Origin of the sequence: Neptunicella marina, from assembly GCF_014270035.1 — a bacterium.
In the GTDB taxonomy this organism is placed as follows: Bacteria; Pseudomonadota; Gammaproteobacteria; order Enterobacterales; family Alteromonadaceae; genus Neptunicella; species Neptunicella marina.
Map to the genome: position 1 here is coordinate 1 of NZ_JACNEP010000026.1, position 21,980 is coordinate 21,980.

At 42.5% G+C, this 21,980-nt stretch carries 23 protein-coding genes; 13 read left to right on the forward strand and 10 right to left on the reverse strand.

The window, feature by feature from the left end; all coding sequences use genetic code 11:
• Nucleotides 1–342 precede the first annotated feature (342 nt).
• From H8B19_RS18110 to ung, 9 genes are all read left to right on the forward strand, one after another.
• Nucleotides 343–1,317: an alpha/beta fold hydrolase gene (locus H8B19_RS18110; RefSeq protein WP_186508435.1), complete on the forward strand. Its 975-nt coding sequence runs from the start codon at nucleotides 343–345 to the stop codon at nucleotides 1,315–1,317.
• A gap of 63 nt (nucleotides 1,318–1,380) precedes the next feature.
• The gene (locus H8B19_RS18115; RefSeq protein ID WP_186508436.1) at nucleotides 1,381–2,028 is read left to right on the forward strand and encodes a TetR/AcrR family transcriptional regulator; all 648 of its coding nucleotides are present in this window, start codon (nucleotides 1,381–1,383) and stop codon (nucleotides 2,026–2,028) included.
• Nucleotides 2,012–2,968, forward strand: a complete 957-nt coding sequence (locus H8B19_RS18120) for an HlyD family secretion protein (protein WP_186508437.1) — start codon at nucleotides 2,012–2,014, stop codon at nucleotides 2,966–2,968. Before H8B19_RS18115 ends, H8B19_RS18120 begins: the two co-directional genes overlap by 17 nt.
• The gene (locus tag H8B19_RS18125) at nucleotides 2,961–3,890 is read left to right on the forward strand and encodes an ABC transporter ATP-binding protein (RefSeq protein WP_186508438.1); all 930 of its coding nucleotides are present in this window, start codon (nucleotides 2,961–2,963) and stop codon (nucleotides 3,888–3,890) included. Before H8B19_RS18120 ends, H8B19_RS18125 begins: the two co-directional genes overlap by 8 nt.
• Nucleotides 3,859–5,013: an ABC transporter permease gene (locus H8B19_RS18130; RefSeq protein ID WP_206683211.1), complete on the forward strand. Its 1,155-nt coding sequence runs from the start codon at nucleotides 3,859–3,861 to the stop codon at nucleotides 5,011–5,013. The genes H8B19_RS18125 and H8B19_RS18130 overlap by 32 nt, the downstream gene beginning before the upstream one ends.
• A gap of 358 nt (nucleotides 5,014–5,371) precedes the next feature.
• A complete protein-coding gene (gene thrA, locus H8B19_RS18135; RefSeq protein WP_186508439.1) occupies nucleotides 5,372–7,834 on the forward strand; it encodes a bifunctional aspartate kinase/homoserine dehydrogenase I in 2,463 nt (820 codons plus the stop codon).
• Between the two features lie 4 nt (nucleotides 7,835–7,838).
• Nucleotides 7,839–8,816, forward strand: coding sequence for a homoserine kinase (gene thrB / locus H8B19_RS18140; protein ID WP_186508441.1), 978 nt, complete (start codon nucleotides 7,839–7,841; stop codon nucleotides 8,814–8,816).
• Nucleotides 8,803–10,092, forward strand: coding sequence for a threonine synthase (thrC, locus tag H8B19_RS18145; protein ID WP_186508443.1), 1,290 nt, complete (start codon nucleotides 8,803–8,805; stop codon nucleotides 10,090–10,092). Before thrB ends, thrC begins: the two co-directional genes overlap by 14 nt.
• Nucleotides 10,092–10,760: a uracil-DNA glycosylase gene (gene ung / locus H8B19_RS18150; protein ID WP_186508445.1), complete on the forward strand. Its 669-nt coding sequence runs from the start codon at nucleotides 10,092–10,094 to the stop codon at nucleotides 10,758–10,760. Before thrC ends, ung begins: the two co-directional genes overlap by 1 nt.
• 57 nt (nucleotides 10,761–10,817) lie before the next feature.
• On the opposite strand, the gene H8B19_RS18155 is transcribed toward ung, so the two are convergent.
• Nucleotides 10,818–10,991: a DUF3545 family protein gene (locus tag H8B19_RS18155; protein WP_186508447.1), complete on the reverse strand. Its 174-nt coding sequence runs from the start codon at nucleotides 10,989–10,991 to the stop codon at nucleotides 10,818–10,820.
• Between the two features lie 216 nt (nucleotides 10,992–11,207).
• Between H8B19_RS18155 and H8B19_RS18160 the strand changes: the two genes are divergently transcribed.
• Complete coding sequence (locus H8B19_RS18160; RefSeq protein ID WP_186508450.1) at nucleotides 11,208–12,587, forward strand: GAF domain-containing sensor histidine kinase; 1,380 nt, start codon at nucleotides 11,208–11,210, stop codon at nucleotides 12,585–12,587.
• On the opposite strand, the gene pgi is transcribed toward H8B19_RS18160, so the two are convergent.
• Entirely contained in the window at nucleotides 12,584–14,224 is a 1,641-nt protein-coding gene (pgi, locus tag H8B19_RS18165) for a glucose-6-phosphate isomerase (protein ID WP_186508452.1), read from the reverse strand. The two genes, H8B19_RS18160 and pgi, sit on opposite strands and share 4 nt — an antisense overlap.
• A gap of 72 nt (nucleotides 14,225–14,296) precedes the next feature.
• A complete protein-coding gene (gene tal / locus H8B19_RS18170) occupies nucleotides 14,297–15,250 on the reverse strand; it encodes a transaldolase (protein WP_186508454.1) in 954 nt (317 codons plus the stop codon).
• Between the two features lie 140 nt (nucleotides 15,251–15,390).
• Between tal and H8B19_RS18175 the strand changes: the two genes are divergently transcribed.
• Nucleotides 15,391–15,912: an O-acetyl-ADP-ribose deacetylase gene (locus tag H8B19_RS18175; RefSeq protein ID WP_186508456.1), complete on the forward strand. Its 522-nt coding sequence runs from the start codon at nucleotides 15,391–15,393 to the stop codon at nucleotides 15,910–15,912.
• A 390-nt stretch (nucleotides 15,913–16,302) separates the two neighbouring features.
• On the opposite strand, the gene H8B19_RS18180 is transcribed toward H8B19_RS18175, so the two are convergent.
• On the reverse strand, nucleotides 16,303–16,605 hold the full coding sequence (locus H8B19_RS18180; RefSeq protein WP_186508458.1) for a helix-turn-helix domain-containing protein: 303 nt from the start codon (nucleotides 16,603–16,605) through the stop codon (nucleotides 16,303–16,305).
• A gap of 6 nt (nucleotides 16,606–16,611) precedes the next feature.
• Complete coding sequence (locus tag H8B19_RS18185) at nucleotides 16,612–16,962, reverse strand: type II toxin-antitoxin system RelE/ParE family toxin (protein ID WP_186508460.1); 351 nt, start codon at nucleotides 16,960–16,962, stop codon at nucleotides 16,612–16,614.
• Between the two features lie 338 nt (nucleotides 16,963–17,300).
• Between H8B19_RS18185 and H8B19_RS18190 the strand changes: the two genes are divergently transcribed.
• Together H8B19_RS18190 and yaaA are read left to right on the forward strand one after the other, a co-directional pair.
• Complete coding sequence (locus H8B19_RS18190) at nucleotides 17,301–18,218, forward strand: type 2 periplasmic-binding domain-containing protein (protein WP_186508462.1); 918 nt, start codon at nucleotides 17,301–17,303, stop codon at nucleotides 18,216–18,218.
• Nucleotides 18,219–18,346: 128 nt separating this feature from the next.
• Nucleotides 18,347–19,123, forward strand: a complete 777-nt coding sequence (yaaA, locus tag H8B19_RS18195; RefSeq protein WP_186508464.1) for a peroxide stress protein YaaA — start codon at nucleotides 18,347–18,349, stop codon at nucleotides 19,121–19,123.
• Between the two features lie 50 nt (nucleotides 19,124–19,173).
• Here the strand turns inward: yaaA and H8B19_RS18200 are convergent, their stop codons facing one another.
• Genes H8B19_RS18200 through H8B19_RS18220 form a run of 5 tightly spaced genes read right to left on the reverse strand, consistent with a single transcriptional unit; the run spans nucleotide 19,174 to nucleotide 21,971 of the window.
• Nucleotides 19,174–19,602 carry a DUF4426 domain-containing protein gene (locus H8B19_RS18200; protein WP_186508467.1) on the reverse strand — a complete coding sequence of 143 codons (429 nt, stop codon included), beginning with the start codon at nucleotides 19,600–19,602 and terminating at the stop codon, nucleotides 19,174–19,176.
• Entirely contained in the window at nucleotides 19,595–19,894 is a 300-nt protein-coding gene (yggU, locus tag H8B19_RS18205; RefSeq protein WP_186508469.1) for a DUF167 family protein YggU, read from the reverse strand. Before yggU ends, H8B19_RS18200 begins: the two co-directional genes overlap by 8 nt.
• Entirely contained in the window at nucleotides 19,891–20,436 is a 546-nt protein-coding gene (locus tag H8B19_RS18210; RefSeq protein ID WP_186508471.1) for a YggT family protein, read from the reverse strand. The genes yggU and H8B19_RS18210 overlap by 4 nt, the downstream gene beginning before the upstream one ends.
• A 23-nt stretch (nucleotides 20,437–20,459) precedes the next feature.
• On the reverse strand, nucleotides 20,460–21,278 hold the full coding sequence (gene proC, locus H8B19_RS18215; protein ID WP_186508473.1) for a pyrroline-5-carboxylate reductase: 819 nt from the start codon (nucleotides 21,276–21,278) through the stop codon (nucleotides 20,460–20,462).
• Nucleotides 21,279–21,293: 15 nt separating this feature from the next.
• On the reverse strand, nucleotides 21,294–21,971 hold the full coding sequence (locus H8B19_RS18220) for a YggS family pyridoxal phosphate-dependent enzyme (RefSeq protein WP_186508475.1): 678 nt from the start codon (nucleotides 21,969–21,971) through the stop codon (nucleotides 21,294–21,296).
• Nucleotides 21,972–21,980 lie beyond the last annotated feature (9 nt).

Below are 21,980 nucleotides of genomic sequence, written 5' to 3' on the forward strand. Positions count from 1 at the left end.
AGAAGTGAAACGTATTAGCGGCGATGGTAGTGTGGGGTTTCCCCATGTGAGAGTAGCACACCGCCAGACTCCCAATTTTACAAAAAACCCAGCCGCGCGCTGGGTTTTTTGTTTTTAGCCTATAGAAAGAGAAGAGCCCCGCCTAAAGAACGGTGCTTTTTTATTGCGTTAAACAATACGAAACACACCTATTCAACACAGAACACACCGCAACCCTGACTCAGTTCATACGCCTGTAACATCTGCTGATGTGAGTTTCATTTATACACCCTCTTACAAAATTTATAATGAAATAAAGCGTTATGCTGGCACATTAGGCTAGGTTTGCTTGGAGATTAAAAAATGACTTTAGCAAAGTATGGTTTGTTACTACTTCTGCTCTTTACCAATAGTAGTATTGCGCAATTGCATCAGACATTTAGTTATTTAAATGAAGATAAATCAACTCGCGATCTTCACTACTCGACTTGGGGCAGCGAGTCGAATCCTGTCGTTTTATTATTGTCTGGCCCCATAGCTACATGGCATTCAGATTCAGCTATCTGGGCAAAATTAGCACCTATGCTGGCAGAAAAATTCTATGTTATTGCCTTAGACAGAGTATCGGTTGTAAATGAGTTTAAAGACGGTGGTTTAGGCTACGTTCCATTTTCAGATGACATAAAAACTTTTGTATTGAGTAAGAACTTAACTCAATTTTCTATTGTCAGTTTTGCCAGTAGTAATCTGACAGTTGTATCTTTAGCACCTCAAGTCAAAAAGCGTATCAGCAAAGTTATTTTGCTTGACCCTGATGTTTTAACTCCACAATCAATTACCCGTTATCAAAAGGACACTCAGCCGTTTAAAGATAACCAACAGCAGTATGCGGAATACATACAAGCGGGCAAATATATACCGCGTGTAGAACAGAAAAATCAGATGGAGTTAGAGGAAATAAAAACAATCATTGGAAGTGACAATCAGTATGATCGTAACTATTTTGCTTACATGCAGTCGAAACGTTTACTGGTACAGAACCAGCTTAATTTGTTTAAAGAAATTCCCATATATGCTCAAGAGCTAAGTTTAGCTGAGAATTTAAAACTACCAACAGATATCCCCTTAATCATTGTAGATAGTCAGTTCGAAAGCCAGGAAATTGAACAGGCGAAAACCGAAGAGCAGAAACAGTCGCTAGTAGACTGGCAGAAAGACGCTAAAGCTTATTATCAAAGATTGACTAATGAAGCTAATGACGGTCGTTATATCGAATCTCAGTCATTGAGTCATATGCTGCCTTTTTCGGAAGCTGAATTAATTAAATCCCTTTTATAAAAACAGTGTGTTGATTTAATTAATAGTTAAGCGTATTTTAATAACTGACTGGTCAGTTATTTAATGAAAATGAAACGAGCGATACAACAACAAGATAAAGAAACCCGGAAAAAAAACATTCTGCAATCAGCGCTAGATGTGTTTTTTAATAAGGGATTTAAAGCTGCCAAAATGGATGAAATCGCGAGCAATGCGAACATCAGTAAAGGTACACTTTATCTTTATTTTTCATCAAAAGAACAACTTTTTGTTGAGCTTATACAGCAAATTGCTTCACCAAAAGTTAATCAGGTCGAAGCTATGGTAAATAATGATTCTACACTTGAAGATAAGCTGAATTTGTTTAAGCAACACGCTAAAAATATGCTTGTAGATCAGCAACTGCCCAAATTAATGAAGATCATCATTAGCGATAGTGGTGCATTTCCCGAGTTGGTTACAACATACAGAGAAATGATCGTGGATCGTGCATTGAAAACCATGAGTCAGATCATTAAGCGTGCACAAAGTAACAAAGAATGCAGGCAAGGAGATCCTATTGAGCTTGCACAGCTATTGGTCGCTCCTGTTATTTTTTCAGCTATATGGCGCATTGTTTTTGAACCTTCAGGTGCAACAAAAATAAACATAGATTCATTACTGGCGTTGCATATAAATATGCTCAAGCAAGTACTTATCGTAAAGGACAGAGTTGATGAAGATGCAATCTAGGTTATGTCTGTTGATATCGAGTGTTTTTATTCTGCTTAGTTGTTCCGACAGCCAACAAGAAAAAAAACTAACGGGGTATGTTGAATCAGACTATTTATATATCGCAGCACCACAAGCTGGCTGGATACATGAGCTTAATGTTAAAGACGGTCAATTAATAAAAAATCAGCAATTATTATTTTCATTAGACCAGGACAAACAACAATTAGCTGTTAACGAGCTGCAGGCCAGGTTAGAACAAGCGAATGACAAGCAGCAGGATTTGTTGACTGGTGCCCGGCAGCAAGAGATTGAAAAACTAGAAGCACAATTAAAAGAAGCGTCAGCTAATCTAGAGCTCGCTCAATTGGAACAAATCAGGGTAAACAAACTCGTTGCTGAAAAACTCATTTCTGAGGAAGAAGCCGATAAAGCTAATACCCAGTTGGAAAAGGCCCGAGCTGCTTATCAACAAATTAATGCCTCTATAGATGTGGCTAAACTTGCAGCACGGCCGGCGCAAATCAGCGCCGCTCAAAAAGAAGTGGCTGCGGTGCAAGCACAACTTCAACAAGCTAAATGGCAACTGGAGCAACGAAATGTTTATAGCGAACAAGATGCACAAGTGGTCGATCTCCTGCACTTTAGCGGAGAGTTTGTTAATGTCGGGCAACCCATTGTTGTACTGGAAACCGCCAGTAATTTTAAAATTCGGTTTTTTGTATCTCAGGAAAAACTGAGTCAATTAACACCTGGTCAGACGGTTGAAGTAAAAGCTGATGGCCAAAGCAAGCCAATTGAAGCCAGCATAAGTTATATATCCAATCAGGCAGAATATACACCTCCAGTGCTTTATACCGAAGGTGCAAGGCAAAAGTTGGTATTCCTAGTTGAAGCTAAGCCACAATCCATGGCTGGGTTACATGCAGGCTTGCCAGTGGAAGTCGGCTTACATGAGTGATTATGCAATAGATGTCAGTGGGTTAGTTAAGCGCTTTGATAACAAAGTTGCGGTTAATGGCGTTGATATCAAAATGCCTAAAGGTCAGGTGTGGGGCTTTCTTGGCCCTAATGGGTCTGGAAAAACCACCACCATACGTATGATTTGTGGTTTGTTACAACCAAGCGAAGGCAAAGGGCAGTGCCTCGGATTTGATATACTTAAACAAAGTGCACAAATCAAAAACCTCACTGGTTATATGACACAAAAATTTTCCTTTTGGGGCGATCTCACTATTCGTGAAAATTTAGAGTTTGTTGCGCGTCTTTATCAACTAAAAAATATTAAACAAATCGTTGATAACACCTTAGCTAACCTTGGATTAACACATCGGCAACACCAGCTTGCTGGCGCCTTATCAGGTGGTTGGAAACAACGTTTAGCTCTCGCTGCAGTGACTATGTCGAATCCTAAATTGTTATTGTTAGATGAGCCAACAGCGGGGGTGGATCCGCAAGCGCGCCGTGATTTCTGGGATGAAATACACAAATTATCAGCGCAAGGTTTAACCGTGCTGGTGTCTACCCATTATATGGATGAGGCTGAGCGTTGCGACCAAATTGTCTATCTGGCTAACGGTGAATTGATAACTCAGGGTAGTGTTGATGAGATTATCAAGCAAGCTGATATCGTTGCCTTTCAATTAAAAGGTCATGGCATTCGGGAGCAATTGCAATCTATTAAGCAGGAAGAGGGAGTTAGCAGTGCTGCCTATTTCGGTGCTGCTGTTCATGTGTGCGGTAAAAATGCGGACGAATTAAAGGACTGTTTACACAAATACCAAAGTGACGATATTTCTCTGACTCAAGTTGATGTAAATCTGGAAGATGCCTTTATTCAAATGATGGCAAATGCGGGATTTGACCAAAGGCAACATGGGTAACGGTATGTTAGGAGCTTTACATCGTATTAGCGGCATTTTTATTAAGGAATTAATTCAAATGCGCAGGGATAAAATCACTTTTGCCATGATGTTAGTGTTGCCCGTTATGCAATTAATTCTGTTTGGTTTCGCCATCAACATGGATCCCAAGCATTTACCAACCAAACTGCAGCTTGAAGAGAATACCCGTTTCACCCGTACGATAGTTGCAGCTATGCAAAACTCCGGTTATTTTGATTTTATAACGACTGATGAAAGTGATGGTGATCCGTTAGTCACAGGTAAAGCCGCTTTTATAGTGACCATCCCTGTAGGCTTCAGCAAAGCGTTAATAAATAATCAACAACCACAAATATTAATTGAAGCGGACGCAACTGATCCTGCGGCTGCCTCTAATGCCATTGGCAATGCCAGCACTATTATAAATCAGGCGCTTGCTCATGATTTACAGCGGTTGAATTCACAATCCAGTCTAAAACCCGCTGTTGATGTGGTAGTACATCGGGCCTATAACCCTGAAGCCATTACTCAATACAATATTGTGCCAGGTTTACTTGGGGTCATTCTGACCATGACATCCGTGATGATAACCGCTATCGCTATGACCCGTGAGGCTGAACGCGGTACGATGGAAAATTTATTGTCTCTACCCGCTAAGCCTGTAGAAGTCATGTTAGGTAAAATCTTTCCCTATTCTATTGTTGGAGTTGTGCAAACATTTGTTGTTCTGCTGGCGGCTTACTTTTTATTTGAGGTGCCTTTTACCGGCTCTGTTTTGTTGCTGGCAATTGGTGTAACCGTATTTGTTCTGGCGAACCTGGCGCTGGGATTTACCTTCTCAACCATAGCGCGCACGCAGATGGAAGCCTTGCAGCTGACGTTCTTTTTCTTTCTGCCTTCTATTTTGCTCTCCGGGTTTATGTTCCCGTTTCGCGGCATGCCGCAATGGGCGCAATACATTGGTGAATTATTACCACTGACTCACTTTTTGCGAATTGTACGAGGCGTCATGTTAAAGGCGGCACAAATCCCGGATTTAGTTAACGAAGTTTATGCAATTGGTGCCTTTATGTTGTTTATGTGTGTTGTTGCCATATTAAGGTATCGCACAACATTAGATTGATAAATATTTAAAATAGGATGGTGCTTCTAATAAATAACAATAAAGTTGCATCGGCGCGTTAAAAAATATGTTTATTCACTTGTAATTAGGATGCATGTCACCTTAGACTGACGTCCGAAACAAAAAACAGTTATTATTTAATTTTTAAACAGTTGACATCTAGACGTCTATACGGCAAATTTAAATACATGAAAATGATGTACCGCACTACCACAATGACAACCATTATTACCATGACTCGGACTGTGGTCGTCGGCTAGTGCATAGAGAATTCTGAAAAGCCCGCGACCTAAACAGGAAGCGGGTTTTTTTTTAGGTTAAGTTTAAACATAAAAGAGATATGAGGCAGGAGCTGAGGATGAAAGTTTTAAAATTTGGTGGGTCGTCATTAGCTGATGCAAAGCGTTATTTAAACGTGCAAAAAATTGTGGCAGAAGCCCATCAGCAATCTGGCGCTGCAGTGGTGTTATCTGCGCCAAAAGGGGTAACCAATGCGTTATCTTTGTTGGTGGAACAAGCAGCGGAAGGGCAGGATTATCTGGAACTACTCGCTAAGCTGAAAATGACGCTTACAGGTATAGTGGCCGACCTGGATAACAGCATTGACGGATTTAATACCGAATATTTAAATACTTTTATTGAACAGAAGCTTTCTGAACTCGAGCATCAATTAGCCGGTATTAAACTTTTAAGATGCAGTCCTGATCCCGTTACGGCACAAATTTTAAGTTTGGGTGAATATGTCAGCGTGAATATTTTCAGCCAGATGCTCAGTGCTGTCAGTCAGTCTAATAAGTTAATCGAACCGGCAACCTATGTCGTAGCAGAAGGGGATTATCTGGATAGCCTGGCCGATATGGACGCCAGTATCGAAGAGTTTAAACACTTAAAGTATAGCGACGACGATGTGCTGATTATGCCTGGATTCGTAGCTCACAATGCCGGGGGCGAAAAAGTTACCCTGGGGCGAAACGGTTCTGATTATTCTGCTGCTATTCTCGCTGCTTGTTTAAAAGCGGATTGTTGTGAAATATGGACGGATGTTGATGGCGTATATAACGCGGATCCGAATCAGGTAGAGGGCGCGGTGTTACTTGATAAATTAACTTATCAGGAGGCGATGGAATTATCTTATTTTGGCGCCAAAGTTTTGCATCCTAAAACCATCGGTCCTATCGCACAGCACCACATCCCCTGTTTAATCAAAAATACCTTAAATCCTGTTGCACCAGGTACTTTAATCAGTAACGAAAGCAGTGAAATCTGGACCAGCGTTAAAGGCATTTCACATTTAGAAAACTTAACGATGTTTAATGTGGCGGGCCCAGGTTTAAAAGGCATGGTTGGCATGGCCAGCCGTATCTTTAAAGTGATTTCCAACGCCAATATTTCGATTGTATTGATTACCCAGTCGTCTTCTGAATACAGCATCAGTTTTTGTATCCACTCTAAAGATGCACAACGCGCTCAGGCTTTGCTAAATCAGGAGTTTGAACTGGAACTGGTGAATCAATTGCTAGAGCCAATTGAAATGCGTGATGACTTGGCAATTATCTCGCTGGTTGGCGATGGTATGCGTAAACATCAGGGATTGGCTGCGCGTTTCTTTTCTTCGTTATCTCAGGCGCGCGTTAATATTGTTGCCATCGCGCAAGGTTCTTCTGAGCGTTCTATTTCTGCTGTGATTGAAAGTCGTAAAGCTAAGGAAGCCGTTAAAGTGGTGCACCAGAATTTCTTCTCCGATATGCATACAATTGATGCCTTTTTGGTGGGCTGTGGCACAGTAGGTGGTGAGTTATTAAAACAAATTGCTAAACAACAGGAGCTTTTGCTTAAACGCAATATTCGTTTGCGTGTGTATGGTATTGCCAATAGCAAGCACTTATTACTTGATGCTGCGGGAATCGATTTAAATGATGACTGGAAAGCGCGTTTAGTTGAGAGTGAACAGCGCTTTTCGATTCAGGGGTTGCAGCAATTTGTTCAAACCAATAGTTTAGTTAACCCAGTGGTGATTGATTGTACAACCAGCCACGTTATTGCAGAGCAATATATTGAAATTATGCTGGCTGGTTTCCATGTGGTGACACCGAATAAAAAATCCAATACCAGCAGCATGGCGTTTTATAACAGTTTGCGTGAGACAGCGTTAGCCACTAACCGTCAGTTTTTGTATGAAACAACGGTTGGTGCAGGTTTGCCGGTTATTGAAAACCTGCAAAAGCTGATCTACGCAGGGGATAAGCTCAGCCGCTTTGAAGGTATTTTATCGGGTTCTTTGTCATTTATTTTTGGCAAACTTGAAGAAGGACTGAGCCTGTCAGAGGCTACAAAAGTGGCGCGCCAAAATGGTTTTACAGAACCCGATCCCCGTGACGATCTAAGCGGTATGGATGTCGCGCGTAAGTTGCTGATTATGGCGCGTGAAGCAGGCATCAAAATGGAATTGAAAGATATCGAAATTGAATCTGTGTTGCCGGATTATTTTGATAGTACCGGTAGTATCGACGAGTTTATGCAAAAGTTGCCTCAACTGGATAAAGCCTTTCAGGATAAAGTCGCCAATGCTGCAAAAGACGGGCAGGTACTGCGTTATGTGGGGCAAATTGCCGACGGTAAGTGCCGGGTATTTATCGATAAAGTAGATTCAAGCCAGCCTTTATATGTTATTAAAGATGGTGAGAATGCATTAGCGATTTACAGTCATTATTATCAGCCATTACCCTTTGTTATTCGTGGTTATGGAGCAGGGGCAGCCGTTACCGCAGCAGGGGTTTTTGCTGACGTAATGCGTACGCTTCCCTGGAAACAGGAGTTATAAAAAGGTGAGCAAGCAGTCCATTATTAAAGCCTATGCGCCGGCATCCATCGGCAATGTTAGTTTAGGTTTTGATATTTTAGGTGCCGCGTTACAACCCATTGACGGCAGTCCGTTGGGGGATGAAGTATTTATTCAGGAAGCTAACGAATTTAGCCTGAGCGTTTCCGGTAAGTTTGCGCACAAACTGCCGGGTGAAGCTAAGGATAATATCGTTGCACATGCCTATGCGTATTTTAATCAACAGTTAAAGGCACAAAACCGTGAGATTAAAGTGGCCAAAATGCACCTGATTAAACATTTGCCGATAGGCAGTGGATTAGGTTCTAGTGCCAGTTCGATCGTGGCGGCATTTGCGGCGCTGAACGCTTTTTACGATAACCCCTTCAATCAACATCAATTGTTATTAATGATGGGGGAACTGGAAGGGCAAATTAGCGGCAGTATTCATTACGACAACGTGGCACCCTGTTACTTAGGTGGCATGACACTGATGATAGAAACCGAGCAGCAAATCGCTACGCAGTTGCCAGTATTTGATGACTGGTACTGGGTAAGTTGTTATTCCGGTTTGAGTGTGTCCACTTCCGCAGCACGAAAAATCCTGCCTGGTGATGTCAGTTTAAGTACTGCTATCACCTTTGGTAAGCAGTTGGGGGTATTTGTGCATGCCTTACATCAGGGCGATCGTCAATTAGCGGCATCCATGATTCAGGATGTGATCGCTGAGCCTTACCGTAAATCGCTATTACCTGATTATGATAACTGCAAAAAATTTGCACTTGAAAACGGCGCTCTGGCGTTTGGGATTTCTGGTTCCGGTCCGACCGTATTTGCCGTTTGCAATCAGTTACAACAAGCACAACAAATAGAGCAGTTTTTAGGCTCACACTATGTTAAAAATGACACAGGATTTAGCCATATTTGTCGCATCGACACCAATGGCGCGCAATGTGTAGAAGGTACCGAGTTTGGAATTATTTAATTTAAAAGACCCGTCACAGAAAGTAAGTTTTGCAGAAGCGTTGCAAATTGGACTGGGCAAACAGCAAGGGTTGTTTTTTCCGGCCAGTATTCCGGTGTTTGATGATATCGATGCCTTGCTTGATATGGATTTTGTTTCCCGTAGTAGTTTTATTTTATCTCGTCTGATTGGTGATGAGCTGAGTGAAAGTGAGGTTCAGGAACTGGTCAGTAACGCATTCGAGTTTGGCGCACCACTGGCACACGTTAAGGATAACGTGTTTTGTCTGGAATTATTCCATGGCCCGACACTGGCGTTTAAAGACTTTGGTGGCCGTTTTATGGCGCAATGTCTGTCAAAAATTGCCGGTGATCGTCCCATTACAATTTTAACTGCAACTTCTGGTGATACTGGGGCTGCGGTTGCACATGCATTCCACGGAATTAGTAATATTCAGGTCGTGATCCTGTATCCCAAAGATAAAATCAGCCTGTTGCAGGAAAAAATGTTTGCCACGTTGGGCGATAATATTCGTACCATTGCGATTAACGACGATTTTGATGCCTGTCAGCAACTGGTTAAGTCTGCTTTTGACGATCAGCAAGTACGTGATGATGTGCATCTTAACTCGGCCAATTCAATTAATATCAGCCGTTTAATGGCACAAATTTGTTATTACTTTGAAGCCATTGCGCAACTGCCGGTGGAAAAACGTCAGGATGTGGTTATCTCGGTACCCAGTGGTAATTTTGGTAACCTGACCGCAGGCATGATTGCCAAAGTGATGGGATTGCCAATTAAACACTTTGTTGCCGCTACTAATTTAAATGATACCGTTCCTCGTTATTTGAAAAGCGGTGAGTGGACACCTAAAAACACCATTGCCACTATGTCGAATGCAATGGATGTAAGCCAGCCGAATAACTGGCCTCGTATTGAAGCATTGTTTGAATACAACTATTTAGATAAAGCCTGTTTATCCGGTTGTGCGGTGGATGAAGATTACACGCAACTGGCGATGCGTCAGTTAGCACAAGCGGGTTATGTCAGTGAGCCTCATGCCGCTGTTGCCTATCTTGGCTTAACTAAAGAATTACAGGAAGAGCAGACCGGGATATTTCTGGGCACAGCGCATCCGGCTAAGTTCAAGGAAAGTGTCGAAAACGTGTTAGGTCAGCCAATTAGTTTGCCGCCTGAGCTGGCCGAATGTGCCGGTAAAGAAATTCTGTCGATTGAAATGGATAATGATTTCGCGCAGCTAAAAGCCTATTTATACAAGGAACTGGTGAGTCGCTGATGCAGTGGTCTGATATTCTGGGCGAAGAAAAACAGCAGGATTATTTTCAACAAATTTTACATTATGTTCAGCAGAGAAGGCAGGGTGGGGTAGACGTTTACCCCCCAGCCGATGAAGTGTTTAGTGCATTTAAAAGTACGCCGTTGGATAAGGTTAAGGTTGTGATTTTGGGGCAGGATCCTTATCACGGCCCTAACCAGGCGCATGGTTTGTGTTTTTCTGTTAAACCCGGTATCGCTCCACCACCCTCATTGGTCAATATGTATAAGGAACTACAAACCGATATCGAAGGTTTCCAAATTCCCCAGCATGGTTATCTTCAGTCGTGGGCAGAGCAGGGGGTATTATTGCTTAATACTGTGTTGACTGTAGAACGTGGACAAGCGCATTCCCACAGTAAAATCGGCTGGGAGCGTTTTACCGACAAGGTAATAGAACAACTAAACGCTCACACATCTGGTGTGGTGTTTATCTTGTGGGGCAGCCATGCACAGAAAAAAGGGCGTGTGATTGATCCTGTACGGCATCACGTGTTGAAAGGCCCACATCCCTCGCCACTTTCTGCGTACCGTGGTTTTTTTGGATGCAAACACTTCTCCACCGCTAACCAACTGTTGGTTGAACAGGGAAAAACACCTATTAACTGGCAACTGCCTTTAACCGTGTAAAGGCAATTCCGGATGTAAATGTAAAAAAAAGCCCCACTACAAGTAGCGGGGCTTTTTTTAAATACTTTCCAGTTCGTCCAGTTCGTACATCATATCAATTTCTTCAAGTTCTTTACGTAGACGATATTGATCCTGTATCGCTTCTATTTCTCTCCATTTGCGCTTTTTCTTTTTGGTTTTAATATCGCGTGTTTCCAAGTCCAACATAGAAATAAGAGTTGCGTTATCCATACTGATCTCCTTCAGTGAACTGCTGTATCGGTATATCACAGGAATTCGCAAAGTAAAATACTTTTATGGCTTTTTAATGACCAAATTGTGAAGGTTTTATGAGCGTAATGTTGCTTAATTAGGCGTGGTGTATAGGTTTTATGCGGATTGTGGTTGAGCTTTGTTGATAGTGGCGTAAGCTAAATAAACCAATATTTCCTGTCATGGGTTATCAGCATGCGACAACATCTTGAAGATATTCTGCTGGAAGTCTCCTGCTCATCATTGATTGATGCTGGTGATATGCACGCCGTGGCTAATCTGATTATTTCATCGATTTTAAAGGGGCTTCGGGTAAAACGAGCCGGGATTTGGTTACTTGATGATGATCATCAGCATATACGGTGTCATATGTTGGTGGATGAGGTTTACCATCATCAGGCTAATGATTTGGTTTTATCCAAAAAAGATTTCCCTGCATATTTTAGTGCCTTGGAACTCAATCGCTCTATTGTTGCTAACAAGGCTAAAACCAACTCTGCTACCTCTGAATTTGCTGAAGGGTATTTAGCGTCGTTAAATATATTATCTATGTTGGATTGCCCAATCCGCCATCGCGGAGAGATGATAGGCATTTTGTGTGTGGAAAGTATTGGCGAGCAGCGCGACTGGCAGGAAGATGAACAGCATTTTGGTGCCAGTATCGCTGAGTTATATGGACGCGCCATCAGTGCCAATCAGCGTAATATGTATGAAGAACAGTTAAAGCGTTCAAATCAGCAGTTAGAAAGGGATGTGGATAAACGTACCCAACGTTTGCAGGATTCTCTGGATGAACTCAAGAGCATGCAAGATAGCTTAATTGAAAGTGAGAAATTGGCCGCTCTGGGACGTTTAGTGGCGGGGATCTCTCATGAAGTGAATACACCAATTGGTGTTGCGGTAACTGGTAATAGTCATTGTCAGCATATTCGGCAGAATCTGGCAGATGATTTTGAGCAAAATCGTTTAAGTAAATCGAAAATGCAGAAATATCTCGACGAGTTAGATGAATCGATAAATTTAGTTGAGGCTAATCTTAATCGTGCAGCATCACTAATTCATAATTTTAAACAAACAGCGGTTGATCAAAACGTAATAGAACTAACTGACCTGGATTTATCAGCGTATATTTCTGTAGTGTTAAGTAGCCTTAATCCAATTTTAAAGCCCTATAAAGTGCAGCTTCATTATCAGCCGGGCGATGTGGTCAATATGCATAGCTATCCAGGGGCTTTTGCTCAAATACTGACTAATCTGGTAAATAATGCCTGCACTCATGCATTTGAAAAAGGGGAAAATAATCAAATTAATATCGGTCTCGCTACAAAGGGGAAAGACGTTATTCTAACCTTCAAGGATAATGGCAAAGGTATGGACGAGGAAACCCAGAAACATCTGTTTGAACCTTTCTATACCACTAATCGTGAAGGTGGAGGTAGTGGTTTGGGTATGTCGATTATTTTTAACTTGGTACGTAATCGCTTGCAGGGAACAATTGAAGTGAACTCAGAAATTGGGCAGGGTACAGAAGTGATCCTGACCCTGCCACGAGATGTCAAACCAGATAAGGTTTAATTGGCTTTTCTGAAGCGTTCTACCAGTTGATTGGTTGAGGAATCAAACTCACAATGTGCCGCTTTATCCTGCAGTTTGTCCAGAATCTGATTACCCATCACTTTACCCAGCTCTACCCCCCATTGGTCAAATGAGTTGATGTCCCAGATTGCACCCTGCACAAATACTTTGTGTTCATATAACGCAACCAGAGCCCCCAAAGTGAAAGGATCTAACTGATCAAACAACATGGTGTTGCTGGGTTTGTTGCCTTCCATCGCTTTATGGGTTGCCAGAACCTTCGCTGCATCTTCAGATAAACCTTTACCTGCCAGCTCCGCTAATGCTTGCTCATGAGTTTTACCTTCCATCAGCGCCTGTGACTGCGCAAAACAGTTAGATGCCAACATGGCGTGATGTGGATCGGCTGAATTAGGTACATTCAAGGGCAACATAAAATCAGCCGGGATAGGCACTTGCCCCTGGTGAATTAGCTGATGGAATGAATGCTGACCATTGGTTCCTTCGCTGCCCCAGATTACCGGGCCTGTAGCGTAATCAACCAATTCATCCGTTGCAGTAGCAGATTTACCATTACTTTCCATATCAAGCTGCTGAATATACGCCGGGAAACCGCGCATATAGTGGTAATAAGGCAGCAATACGTGGCTTTGTGCACCAAAGAAGTTGATATACCAAACACCCAGTAAGCCTAAAATCACGGGCAGGTTTTGTTCAAGCGGCGCGGTGGTGAAGTGCTCATCCATGGCATAGGCACCTTTTAACATCGCCTGATAGTTATCGTAACCCAGCGCCAGGGCAATCGGTAAACCAATTGCTGACCACAGTGAGTAACGGCCGCCTACCCAGTCCCACATCGGGAAAATATTTTCTTCAGCGATCCCAAATTCAGTAGCTGCTTTTATATTGGAAGACACCGCCATAAAGTGCAGCGCGATATCCTGCTGCGTGCCGCCTTGTTTTAAGAACCAGTCTTTGGCGGTTAAGGTATTTTGCAGGGTTTCCTGCGTGGTGAACGACTTGGACGACATCAAAATCAAAGTGGTTTCGATATCACGTTCAGCCAGTACATCAGCAATATGACAGCCATCTACGTTAGCCACAAAATGAACTTTAATGCCTTTATGCCAGTAGGGTTTTAACGATTCAGACATGATCTTTGGACCAAGGAAAGAACCCCCGATACCAATCGCAACCACGTCGGTAATCGCTTTACCGGTATAACCTTTATGCTCACCAGAATGCACCTTGTGCACCAGCTCTTTCATTTTTTGCTGGCAGGCATTCACTTCTGGCATTACATCCTGGCCATCGACCAATACCGGCTTGTCTGAGAAGTTACGCAGCGCAGTGTGCAATACCGCACGTTGCTCGGTGAAGTTAATTATCTCTCCGGCAAACATTGCATCGCGTTTTTGCGTGATATTCTGTTGACGCGCTAAATCAAACAAACCTTGCATAACTGCATCGTTGATACGGTTTTTAGAGTAATCAACAAAAATACCGCAGGCTTCGGTGCTGTATTTGTCTGCGCGTTGATTGTCTGCGGCGAACAGGTCGCGCATATGCTGTGAATCAAGCTGTTTTGCCAGTGACTGAAGATTGTCCCATGCCGCTGAGGCAGATAATAAAGTCATGTTCTCATCCTGATTAGAATTGAAAAAGGGCAGTGTACTGCCCTTTATTTTATCAAACTTATTTCGTTGTTATTAAAGCAATTTTTCTAAACGTGCTTCCAGTTTTTGCTGGTCAGCCGCAAAGTTGCGAATGCCTTCAGATAACTTCTCGGTTGCCATGGCATCCTGATTCATTTCCCAGCGGAACTGGGTTTCGGTTAGCTTGGCACCCGGAGTCTGGCTTACGCCTTTATCCACCAGTTTAGCTTCAACCGGCACGTCTGAGTTGGCTAACTCTTCGAGCAGGTTTGGCCCAATGGTCAAACGGTCACAGCCCGCTAATTCAATAATTTCACCGGTGTTACGGAAGCTTGCACCCATTACCACGGTTTTATAGCCGTGTGACTTGTAGTAGTCATAAATTTTGGTCACTGATACGACGCCCGGATCTTCATCTGCTGCGTAATCGGTTTTGCCGGTGCTGGCTTTGTACCAATCCAGAATACGACCAACAAATGGTGAAATCAGGTATACACCAGCTTCGGCACAAGCCACCGCCTGAGCGAAACCAAATAGTAAAGTCAGGTTACAGTTGATGCCTTCTTTTTCCAGTACTTCGGCAGCACGGATACCTTCCCAGGTAGAAGCAATTTTGATCAAAATGCGATCTTTGCTAACGCCAGCCTGTTCATATAACTCGATTAAACGATGTGCTTTGGCGATAGTGGCATCGGTATCAAACGATAAACGTGCATCTACTTCGGTTGAAATACGGCCAGGAACCAGTTTTACAATCTCAGCACCAATCGCTACCGCCAGTTTGTCACCGGCATCAATTAACTGCTGTGCTTTATCATTTGACTGTTGTTTGGCCCAGGTCACAGAATCATCAATTAAAGACTGATATTGTGGTAATTCTGATGCTTTTAACAGTAACGATGGATTGGTTGTGGCATCCACTGGCTGATATTTTTTGATTGCTTCGATATCGCCGGTGTCGGCGACCACAGTAGTGAGTGCTTTCAGACTCTCAAGTTGGTTGGCCATTAATCTTTCCTTTGTAAAAAAATATGGGCTAATTTACCCTAGTTTAGTGACAGTCTCTATGCAGATTCATCTCTATATTATTACTAAATTAAGTGATTGGGCTGAATTTGCACATTTCAACTATCCGGATGGTGGTTTTTATGGGGATGAAATTAACATTGATTCAAAATGACATCTGTCAGCTTCATGTGGATGCCATTGTGAATGCGGCAAATAACACCCTTTTAGGTGGGGGCGGCGTCGACGGTGCTATTCACAGTAGTGCGGGGTCTGAACTACTGGCATTGTGCAAACACCTGGAAGGGTGTAAAACCGGGCAAGCCAAGATCACGCCTGCCTTTGATTTACCCTGTCAATATATTATCCATACTGTGGGGCCAATTTATAAAGATGGTCGTTCAGGCGAACCTGAGCTATTAGCCAATTGTTATAAAAACGCCCTTAAGCTCGCAGATAAACGTAAGTTAAAGTCGGTGGCCTTTCCGGCGATCAGTTGCGGCACTTATGGTTATCCGCTCGACGAAGCCTGCAGGATTTCAGTGGAAGCCATCACCGAAATAAGCAGCTCGTTAGTTAATGTGCAAAAAGTGATCTTGTGCGCCTACACCGAAAAAGTACACCAGGCCTGGTTACACGCTTTGGAGCAATGTCAGCAGCATTGAAATGGAAGTGGAGTTATTTCCCTTTCAAATTTTTCAAACCTGAAATCAAGCATTATAGAGTTAATTTTCTAAATTAAACTTGCGTTGCCGCTAATAAAGGTTAATCAGGTAAAAATATGTATACCTATCAGCTTACGAGCCTTTGAATTGTGGGTTTATTTAAGTTTGAATAGTTGTTTGATATGGCATCTAAGTATGCGAGGCTAACCAAAATCAATCGAGTTGATTCTTATCAATATGCAATCGTGATCATGGGCTTGATTTACGCCATGCACAGGAAATGTTGGGACATGAACATATATCTTCCCAAGGAGATTTATATCCATGTTAGCCTCTTGTTAATAATTAGGGGGAGCGATGTATATACTGATATGAATGGCGTAAAAGGGCTTACAATGAAAAGCCGTAATGAGTACCGTCAGGAAGTTCTACATCAAGTCGAAGTTTTCCACCTGACGCTTCCACATAACGTTTTAGAGACGATAGTCTGACATCACGTCCTGGTTTTTCCATATCGGAAACTGTTGGTTGTTTGACGCCAAGAGCTGCCGCCATTTCTCTCTGAGTCAGCTTCATGTGCTCACGAAGTTCTGCCAGATGGATGTTAAGTAATATCTCGGCTGCTGCTTTTTGTGCTTTAGTTACAACTGCTGGCTTTTCTTCTGCCAGCATTTGCTCAAGTGTTCTTGCCATAATAATTTACCTCTTTTCCAATTTTGCCAGATGCGCTGAAAATTCACGGTCAGCAATAGAAATCATAATATCGTAAAACCTTTTTTCATCGCCAGCTTTGTTACCTGCACAGAGAATAATACCTTTGCGTTTCGGGTCGAATGCAAAGAAGGCACGAATAGGATCGCCTTTGCTTTGAACCCGTAGTTCTTTCATGTTGTTGTAGGATGAACCGTTCACCGTATCTGCATAGGGTCTTGATAACATAGGACCTCTTTCTTGAAGTACTAACATAGAAGCCAGAACATTTGCGCGATCGGTATCGCCCAGAGCATCGAACCACTCATCAAATGTGTCAGTTGTCTCGATTGCCCACATGCTCTTTCCTTTAATGATATAGGTTAAATTCTATATAGGTAATGAGCTATGATCAAGCGTAGTTTAGATAAATACTTTGGGCTTAATGGAATAACCTGGAACGTGATAAACTGCTTCTTTTGCATTAATAATATTCACTTTTTAAGTCGCCTCAGTATCGGAACGTTGGTAAATACTGGCATTTTCATTCCTTATTGGCTGCAGAATATACAGAGTTGAGGAATAGATAAGATTTGTTGCATATTAACTCCTTCCCACCCACAGACTAAATTATGATTCAAAATCCGGGATAATTGGTGTTAGTATCTAACTTACGTTAATCCTTTGGATTTGACCCGGTGTTGATTCGTCTTTTGGGAACGTTACTGTTGTTTGCGGTATACGTTACTTCGTCTGCCTATGCACAGGACGCCGCACTCCATTCAAAAACGGACGTTATCGTTATCCCCAAACCAGTTGAGGGGACAGAGCCGTTACATTCCTATTTACAGAAAATTCTTGATGCTGCGCTGGTTGCTACACAAAAACAATACGGCGTGATGACGGTACATAAATCTCCCTTTATTAGCACGCAGGCTCGTCAGTTCAGACAGCTCAATGATGGTAGTGTGGATTTAATCTGGAGTATTACTACCGATGACAGAGAGCTACATTATCAGGCTATTCCGTTTCCATTATTTGGCATGCTTTTTAGTTACAGGGTGTTGGCGATTAATCAGAATGATTCACGCTTTTCCAGTAGCCTGTCTTTAAATGAGCTCAAGCAATTGAAGACGGTTCAGGGCTATGACTGGCCTGATTTAAAAATGCTTGAGGAAAATGGTTTCAACGTTAAACCCAGTGAATACACTCTGGCATTTCGTTTACTGGAGAATAAATTTATTGATTACTTCCCAAGATCAGTGATTGAGGTATGTGATGAGTTGTCATTACATCCTCTTTTACACGTATCTGAACATCAGCTGTTGCATTACCCTAATGTTATGTATTTCTTTATGAAAAAAGGTAAAGAACAGTTGGCATCACGGATTGAAACAGGATTGATGATAATTTACCGACAGGGAACTTTACTTAAGATTTTGCAGGAACAGCCTTTTTTTAAACAGGCATTAGCACTTACTCATGATCGCCACATCTTTGAACTCAAATCCCCGGTATCACAAGGGTTGTATATATTAGAACATCCATTTAACCTCGATGTTCAGCGACTGATTCAACAACAGAAGTCCTCATCTAAAAACGCCTGTTTATATTAGTTATAAACGAGCCCCCAATCATCTTATAAAACACAAAGCCCGAATTTTCAGCCGTGCAGCGATTGGTATAAATTGGTATGATTACCAGCAAAACTTTGGCGAATTGCAGTTAAAAGGTAACGAATTTCATGCTTGTAGTGGTTTCTCCTGCTAAAAATCTTGATTACGACACACCCGCATCCACCTCCGAATATACTCAGCCCAGATTTCTCGAGCAATCGCAGCAATTAATCGATGTGTGCCGCGAGTTATCGCCGCAACAGATTAGCAGCCTGATGAGCATCAGCGACAAGCTAGCTGCGCTAAATGCCGCGCGTTTTGCCAGCTGGTCCTTACCTTTTACGGCCGACAATGCCAAACAGGCGATACTGGCATTTAATGGCGATGTGTATGCGGGACTGGAAGCCACTAACTTTAGTGAAGAGGATTTTGCACAGGCGCAAAATCAGTTGCGAATCTTATCGGGTTTATATGGTTTGTTGCGTCCACTGGATTTAATGCAGCCTTATCGTCTGGAAATGGGGAAAAAACTCAATACAGCAAAAGGCAAAAACCTGTATGAGTTCTGGGACAGCCAAATCACTGATATGTTGAATCAGGATTTAGCCGAGCAGGGCTCCGATGTATTAATTAACCTTGCCTCTAACGAATATTTCAAATCAGTGAAAAAGGCCAAACTAAACGCAAACATTATTACGCCGGTGTTTAAAGATCAAAAGAATGGTCAGTACAAAGTAATTAGCTTTTTTGCTAAAAAAGCGCGCGGCATGATGGCGCGTTTTATTATTCAAAACCGTTTAGATAATGTTGAACAGCTACAAGACTTTGATTTAGGTGGCTACCAGTTTGCACCAGCAGAATCGAATAACAGCGAACTGGTCTTTAAACGTAAAGAGCAGATTTGATACGTCATTTTAGCAAAGGCAACAAAAAGGCGCTTCATAACGCGCCTTTTCTATTCAACATATATTTTCTGTTTAAATTTTAATATCTGGGTTTGGTTACCGTGGCGCACCTCGATATTAAAGCGCCATAACTCTTCATCCTGCACATTAAACTGCGCCAGATAGTAAATCGCGTTTTGCTCTTTCACTTGCTGAAACTCCAGCTGTTTGACTTGTCCCAGTAAATTGGTGGCAGTACCACTAATAGCAACCGACTGGGCATCTTTGGATTCTGAATCCAGAACCGAGATATTCACCAGTGGCTGATATTTACTACGCTGAATTTGATAGTTTTTAGCAATGTCAGGTGCGATAAAGGTGCTGGGCAATACAATATAATGCACATCCCAGTTACCCAGTTTTTCAAACTGTTCTGCATTGGCACTGGAGTTAACTAAGCCAAAGCAAACCACTAACAGCAGTAAGGTTTGTTTAATCATTTAATCCTCCAAATTCATCCACCCAGTCAGGAATCACCCTGGGGGAATTGATTATTATTTGCTTATGACGACTGGTCATGCCTTTTTCCAGCTGAACTTGCGATTTTGCAATGCCAAATTGTTTGGCTAAAAATTTAATTAAATGGCTATTGGCTTTGCCATCGACAGGTGGTGCAGTAATGGTGATTTTTAGTTCGTCACCATGGAGTCCTGTTACTTTGTCCTGACTGGCTTTGGGCTGCAGATACAAACGTAATAGCAGCCCGTCAGCGGTTTTTACTATCGCACTCAAAACATGCGGCCGAACATATCACCCATTAAAATTTGCAAAAATTGCAGACCAATAATTAATACCAGCATAGATAAATCCAGACCACCAATCGGTGGAATGATACGGCGAATCGGCGCCAGCATAGGTTCGGTTAATTGTGCCAGCAAAGATTCAAACGGGTTATAACCCTGACTTACCCAACTTAAGATGGCACGGATAATCAAAATATAAAAAACCAGCTGGAATGCTTGTTTTATTACCACCACAAGTGATACCAGTAGTATTGCAACTGGATTGTAATTTCCTGCACCAAACAATGAGGAAATCACCACAAACTTCAGCGCTGCAACCGCCAGGGCCAACACCACCGAAGCGGTATCAATATTACCGATTGATGGCAGCACTTTGCGCATGGGGCCAACAAAAATATGGGTGGCTTTTACCACAAACTGACTGAATGGATTATAAAAATCGGCTCTGGCCATTTGCAGCCAGATACGAAGAATTACCACCATTAAATACAGATCAAATACGGTATTAATCAAAAAATGGGTTGCATTCATGCATTTGTTCCTGAGTTATAAACTTAAAATTGTTCTGCCATTTGTTTAGCACGGATAACCGCTGCCTGCATGGCTTTGCCGACAATTTCCGGCAAACCTTGTTGTTGTAACGTATTGACCGCTTCGGCTGTGGTACCGCCTTTGGAAGTGACTTGCGCACGTAATTCACTTAATTCGATATCCGGGTTATTACATACCATTTGCGCGCTACCCAACATGGCTTGTTGCACCAGTTTACGGCTGTCGTCTTTGTTAAAACCCATGCGCATGGCTTCTTCCTGCATGGATTGTAAAAACAAAAAGAAATAGGCGGGGCTTGAGCCAGCAGCAGCAATCACACCATCAATTTGTGATTCCTGCTCCACCCATAAAATTTCACCCACTTGTTGCATTAAATCCCCGGCATACTGGTGATCAGCTGCATCCAGCAGGCTATCCGCATATAAACCCGTCATACCCAAACTAAGAGAACTCGGCGTATTGGGCATGGTTCTGACCAGTTTATATTCACCACCCAGCATTTGTTGCAGGCGCTGATGGCTAATACCGGCGGCGATGGAGATAAACAGCTTACCTTGTAAATCGGCTTGTTGCAGGTGAGCACATACTTGCTCCATAAGCTGCGGTTTTACCGCTAATACTACAACCTCAGCCTCAGTCACGGCCGCTATATTATCTGTGGTAGTACAAATGGAAAACGCCTCTTTTAATGCATCCAGTTTGGGGGTGGAAGGATTACTGGCAGTGATAAGTTCGGCAGGATACCCGCTGTTTACCATTCCGCTGATAATGCTACGACTCATGTTACCGGCGCCAATAAAGGCAATTTTTCTATGTTGCATAATAATACTGTTTTCCTATTGTCTGCTTCCGAATATTGCGGTGCCTAAGCGTATCATAGTTGCGCCGTAATTAATGGCTTGTTGCCAGTCTCCTGACATGCCCATCGATAAGGTATCTACCGTTTTATACTGCTGTTTGAGTTCTTCAAATAACTGCTGCATACGAGTAAATTCCTGCTGTTGATGTGCTGGATTATCGCTGCCAATGCACATTAAACCGCGCAATGTCAGATTGGGTAAGGCATCTACCTGTTCTGCCAAAGCGAATACCTCTGACACCGCCATACCCGATTTAGTGGTTTCACCACTAATATTTACCTGTAGGCAAATTTGCAACGGCGCTAACGCTGGTGACCTTTGTTTACTTAATCTGCGGGCGATTTTTCCTCGATCAACCGATTGCACCCAATTAAATGTGTCTACAATCAATTGGGTTTTGTTGGATTGCACCGGACCAATAAAATGCCATTCAATATCACTTAAGTCTGCCAGTTGGGCTTTTTTTTCGGCACCTTCCTGCGCGTAATTTTCACCGAATTGACGTTGGCCTGCATTGTAGGCCTGTCGTATTGCATCAGCCGGGTGTTTTTTGCTAACGGCTAGCAAGCTCACTTCTTGTGCAGTTGCGTTTGAAGAGCAAAAGCTATGTATAGCCTGATATACGGATTGCAGCTGTTCTGCTATTGTTTTCATAGTCAATAT